A 3,884-nucleotide genomic window follows, 5' to 3' on the forward strand; every position below is an offset into this window, starting at 1 on the left:
CGCTGGCGATTGGCGACCGTGTCCGCACCGCGGATGGCCGCGACGTGGCGGTGAAATGGCTGGGCGTTCAAACGCATAGAGCCGCCGCCGTGAACCTGCCGCTGCCCGAAAGTGCCCAACCTGTCCGCATCCGCGCGGGCGCGCTGGGCGGCGGGCTGCCGCATAGCGACCTGACGGTGACGGCGGATCATGGGATGGTGCTCGACGGAATGGTGATCAACGCAAGCGCCCTGGTGAACCACGACACGATCGACTACGTGCCGCTTTCCGAGCTGGAAGACAGCATCACCGTCTACCACATCGAGACCGAGGCCCATGACGTGATCCTCGCCAATGGCGCGCCGTCCGAGACCTTCATTGACGCTGCGGGGCGGGCGGCGTTCGACAATTACCAGGAATACCTGGACCTCTACGGCGCCGAGCGGATCATCCCCGAGATGCGGATGCCCAGGATAAGCACCGCCCGGCTGCTGCCGCAGGCGATCAAAGACCGCCTGGCCGGTCCGCGGCAAGACCTGCTGGCCGAGGCGAGCTAGCCCCAAGACGCGCCGCGCCCGCGCGAGCGGAGCGGGCCGGTGCGGCACCCCGCCTGCCAGGGTTCAACGAAGAATTAACCAATCTGAGGTGTAATGGCCGGGTATCAGTGACCTAGTGTGATTTCAGTGCCCGCCCGTACCTTTACCCATACCAACGATTTCGATAATGCCGGTGACCCGCTCAACGGTGCGACCGAGACGCTATACGGCGTCGATGGGGTCACCAATTCAGATGGGCTGGACGGCGACAACGAATGGCAGTTCAACGACCCGTTGGAACAGAATGTCGGCGCCGTCCTGCAGATCGACCCAGCGCTGGACACCACCACCGACACCGAGCGGGTCACCGATTTCACGGCGAGCTTCCTGGTGGAGTTTGACTCCACGGACGCCGGCGGCGGCAAGCAAGACGGGCTCGCCTTCTCGTTCGGGAACCCGATGGGGCTGTCTCCCGGCGCGCCGAACGGTCTTGACACCGGGACGACCAACTCCGGCCTTGTGATCCGCATCAAGCCCCTGGGCAGCGAGATAGAGGTGTTCTGGAAGGGCACGAAGATCGCCGAGCAGCCCATCACAGATCTCGACGGCCAAGGCCCCGAGACCATCACCACAAGCGCCACAGGGCAGGTCGACGTGTCCTATGCGGGGGTCGACTTTTCGGCGCAGATCACGGGCACCCAGTGGCAGACCAACTCGCAAAACAATTGGGAGTTTGTCGTTTCGGGCCGCGCCGGGGTCCATGACGGGCTGGGCTATATCGACGACCTGTCGATCAGCGCCAATGTCTCGTGCTTCGTTGCGGGCACCGGGATCGCCTGCATCGGCGGCGAGCGGCCGGTGGAGGATCTGGCGATCGGCGATTTGATCTGCACCGCCGATGGGCGCGCGGTGCCGGTGCTGTGGATCGGCCGCCAGCGCCTGCGGCGCGGTTTGGCGATGCCCTCGGCGTGGCCGGTCGAGTTCGCCCCCGGCGCGCTGGGGCCAGGGGTGCCGCATCGCGCGCTGCAGGTCAGCCCGGACCACGGGATCGTGCTGGACCGCCTGGTGTTCAACGCCAGCGCGCTGGTGAACCAGGACACGGTGCGCTTTGTGCCGGCCTCCGAGATTCCGAAAGAGCTGACCTATTACCATATCGAGACCGAAAACCACGACGTAATCCTGGCAAATGGCGCCCCGGCGGAGACCTTCTTGGACGCGGCGGGACGGGCGGCGTTCGACAACCACGCCGAATACCTGGATCTCTACGGCGCCGAGCGGATCATCCCCGAGATGCGGATGCCTAGGATAAGCACCGCCCGGCTGGTGCCGGAGACTGTCAAAAGCCAGCTTTCAGGCGCCTCGACACAGGCTTTGGCCACCAGCGCCTAGTCCCCGGGGATATTGACCACGACTATTCCCGAACACGCGTAAGCCCCCCAAGGACCTTGAATCTTCGTCACCCGAGTTGACGCGCAGGTTAAACAGTTGTTTGCTGCGCCGGGGTGGTTAAGAAGTGATAGAGCAAATCAATTCTGAGTTTCCAACGGCGGAGCGTCTGCGCGCCTATGGGGATCTGTGTTTTTTGTATTTCAGATCCGAACCCCACAAAGAAAAACCGTTCAACCTGATGCGCTGGATTGTGCAGGTGCCGGTGGATCTGGGCCAGTACAGGATCTTCTACGCCGAGGATATCCCCCGCGCGGCCTTCACCTGGGCGATGGTGGAGGATGCGGCAGAGGCCAAGATCCTGTCCGGCACGGCGCTGCTGCCCGCGGAATGGCGATCGGGAAGGCAGATGTGGATCATGGATATCCTGGCCCCGTTCGGCCAAGGCACGGCCAGCGACGTGAGCCGTTGGATGAAAGAGAACATGCCGCAAGACATTAACACGATCCGCACCATCCGCCCCAACCCTGACGGGAGCGCGCGGGTCATAGAACTAAATCGCATTGACGGCGCCAGGTGGGGCGCCCGGAAAATAGGAGAGCTATAATGGGCGGAGCAACGGTCAGGCTCGTCGCGCCCCCAACGGGGGTGGATTCGCATGATACCGAGTTTGGTGTGAGCGGCGCGATTGATTTGTCGCCGGGGGAAACCCTTACTTTCTCGGGGGATTTGACGACAGCGAGCCTCTCAGGCGGGACGGACCAGGGCGACGGCGGCACCTACTCTTTCGTTGCACCGGTTTTCGACCTTGATCATCCCGGCGTCACGGCCACGGGGAACTACACGTCCACAAACACAACAACGGGCGAGTTCACCTATGTCTACACATACGACCAATGGGTCAGTGACGGGCTGCCGGGTCAGCTCATCTTACTTTGGGGGAACGACAGTGTGTCGATCCCCGGCACCTACACCATCAATATCACCTGCTTCCACGCGGGCACGATGATCGCGACCCCGGATGGGGAGCGCGCGGTCGAGACGCTGGCCATCGGCGATCTGGTGCGAACCGTGGACGGGCGCGCCGTGCCCGTCAAGTGGCTGGGCCGCCAGACGCTGCGCACGCTGATGAACCCGTCGCCCAGGTTGCAACCGGTGCGCATTGCAAAGGGCGCGCTTGGGCAAGGCCTGCCCCATACCGATCTGACGCTCACCGCCGACCATGGCATGGTGCTGGGTGGCCTGATGATCAACGCCAGCGCCTTGGTGAACGGCGGGTCCATCCGGTTCCTGACGCTAGAAGAGGTCCCGCCGGACTACACCGTCTACCACATCGAGACCGAGGCCCATGACGTGATCCTGGCCAATGGCGCCCCGGCGGAGACCTTCCTGGACGCGGCGGGGCGGGCGGCGTTCGATAACCACGCCGAATACCTGGATCTCTATGGCGCCGAGCGGATCATCCCCGAGATGCGGATGCCCCGGATAAGCACCGCCCGGCTGCTGCCGCAGGCGATCAAAGACCGCCTGGCGATTTCGCAGCGGGATCATCTCGCAATGGCGGTTTAGCACAAAAAACATAGAAGGCCGCTGCGCCCGGCCTTGCTCTTATGTCCCCGCCGCACCGAGCCGCGCGCGGGGATGGGCGCTATCGGGACTGCAAGCCGGTAGGCTGTGTGCTTGCGCGCACACCGCCCCCGGTGCGTAGCGATGTTGCGCGAGGGGGCAAGCTCCCGATGGTCAATCCGAATCCACAGCTCTGGGTGGATGTTTCGTGAAGTTGCTCAACCGGAATGGTCGCGGTTGACGAACGCGGCCTGGTCTGAAGCATCTCCTAAGCGCGACAAAGTATAGATAAAATAATGTGAGTTCAGTTGCTTGTAAATTTCTGAAGCGGAGAGGTGTGGACAGTTCTGTGTTAACGTTTAATGATTCACCTCAAGGCCTGTGTAAACCGTTAAATTTTTATCTCAAGAATTGAAA

General features: G+C 62.7%; 4 protein-coding genes. All 4 read left to right on the forward strand.

What is annotated here, in order from left to right; translation table 11 throughout:
* Nucleotides 1–536: Hint domain-containing protein (locus AIOL_RS05125; RefSeq protein ID WP_049641996.1), on the forward strand; the 536-nt coding region annotated here is incomplete at its 5' end.
* A gap of 126 nt (nt 537–662) precedes the next feature.
* Nucleotides 663–1,904, forward strand: coding sequence for a Hint domain-containing protein (locus AIOL_RS05130; RefSeq protein ID WP_049641997.1), 1,242 nt, complete (start codon nt 663–665; stop codon nt 1,902–1,904).
* 124 nt (nt 1,905–2,028) lie between these two features.
* Entirely contained in the window at nt 2,029–2,508 is a 480-nt protein-coding gene (locus tag AIOL_RS05135; RefSeq protein WP_049641998.1) for a toxin-activating lysine-acyltransferase, read from the forward strand.
* 122 nt (nt 2,509–2,630) lie between these two features.
* Complete coding sequence (locus AIOL_RS05140; protein ID WP_235438896.1) at nt 2,631–3,470, forward strand: Hint domain-containing protein; 840 nt, start codon at nt 2,631–2,633, stop codon at nt 3,468–3,470.
* Nucleotides 3,471–3,884 lie beyond the last annotated feature (414 nt).

Origin of the sequence: Candidatus Rhodobacter oscarellae (assembly GCF_001078595.1) — a bacterium.
Taxonomy (GTDB): Bacteria; Pseudomonadota; Alphaproteobacteria; order Rhodobacterales; family Rhodobacteraceae; genus Rhodobacter_B; species Rhodobacter_B oscarellae.